Source organism: Acinetobacter sp. YH1901141 (genome assembly GCF_013416935.1).
GTDB classification, from domain to species: Bacteria; Pseudomonadota; Gammaproteobacteria; order Pseudomonadales; family Moraxellaceae; genus Acinetobacter; species Acinetobacter towneri.
In genome coordinates this window covers 1-1,352 of sequence record NZ_VPEY01000075.1, presented here as the reverse complement: position 1 = coordinate 1,352, position 1,352 = coordinate 1, and the positions used below count along the sequence as shown (strand labels likewise).

2 protein-coding genes and 1 pseudogene are annotated in these 1,352 nt (G+C 43.0%); 1 reads left to right on the top strand and 2 read right to left on the bottom strand.

The window, feature by feature from the left end; translation table 11 throughout:
• Nucleotides 1-216: pseudogene (locus tag FTV52_RS14525) on the top strand (IS4 family transposase); the annotation flags it as partial.
• A 23-nt stretch (nucleotides 217-239) separates the two neighbouring features.
• On the opposite strand, the gene FTV52_RS14520 reads toward FTV52_RS14525, so the two are convergent.
• A complete protein-coding gene (locus tag FTV52_RS14520) occupies nucleotides 240-1,172 on the bottom strand; it encodes an IS5-like element IS17 family transposase (RefSeq protein WP_099475569.1) in 933 nt (310 codons plus the stop codon).
• Nucleotides 1,173-1,179: 7 nt separating this feature from the next.
• A complete protein-coding gene (locus tag FTV52_RS14515) occupies nucleotides 1,180-1,347 on the bottom strand; it encodes a hypothetical protein (RefSeq protein ID WP_257218350.1) in 168 nt (55 codons plus the stop codon).
• Nucleotides 1,348-1,352 lie beyond the last annotated feature (5 nt).

The window sequence follows — 1,352 nt, the reverse complement described above, 5'->3', positions numbered from 1 at the left end:
TGTTGGTGTTACTTAACGGGTGAATGGCAACATAATCAAAAAAAAGCGATAAAAATAAAGAAGCATGGACGACTCTCAATGAGTTTATTTCGCTATGGTTTAGACTATGTTCAAATGGCGATTCAGCATTTAATTGGTTTTGGGAAAAAAGAAGAGTTTAAGGAAATTTTGGCAATTTTAAGAAAGCAGAATCCTGATAGGATAAGGGTTCTGTGAAATTTGTCGTGTACAGAGCAAATTTAAGGCGTAACTTGGGTAAGTGGGCGACCTAATTCCGTAAATCTGTTAAGGACTGCTACACGTGCATGGATCTCATTCACCTGACTAGGAAAGCTTCTTGCCATTAATTTATCGCCTAATAATTTGATGCAATGCATCTTGGTTTCCACCAAACTGCGGCGATGATAGCCTGACCATTTTTTCCATAATGTCCTGCCTAAATGTTTAACTGTTCGAAGTAATTCATTTCGCTCTAGCGAGCTACTCTTTGTATCTTTCCATGGTTTCGCATTTTTTCTAGGTGGAATCACCGCATGCGCTTGCCGATCTGCAATGACCTGACGGCATTGCTTGGTGTCATAAGCTCCATCGGTATAAACAGAGTCAATCTGCTCATCTTGTGGAATCTGATTAAGTAAATCACCAAGCACCTGTGAATCACTGACATTATTGGTTGTGAGCTGAATAGCGCGTATTTGTAGGGTTTTGGCATCTATACCAATATGTAGTTTACGCCATTGGCGACGATATTCAGCTCCATGTTTCTTGCGTTTCCATTCGCCCTCACCTAGAAACTTCATGCCTGTAGAGTCTACGAGTAGATGCAGCCCATCGCTACTTTTTTGGTAGCTGATTGCAATATCAATATGCTTTTGTCTTCTACAAAGCGTACTGTAATCTGGTGCGGTCCAATTTAATCCGCAAAGTTTAATCAGACTTTGCACAAAGCCAGTGACCATACGTAAAGACAAACGGAATAGAGATTTAATCATTAAGCAGCATTGGATAGCTGCGTCGGAGTAGGTTTGATTTCGCCCTTGTTTGCCTTTTGATGGAGCATACCATTGCGTAGCAGGATCAAACCAAATGGCAATATTTCCGCGACTCATGAGTGCTCGGTTATATGCGGGCCAATTGGTTGTGCGGTAGATTTTGTGTGTAGGCTTCTTCATTTGAAAATTATATCGCTGAAAAAGCCTTTACAGATAGGTTTGTGCAACAAAGCCCCATCGAGGTGAAACCGGCTGTGAGCGCGGGTTCAAGCATATAGCCCGACAGGCGCGTATCCTTGCCGATCACGACACGATGGCGGTGGTCACCGCGACGAAAGACACGGCCAGCCGCCATGCCGA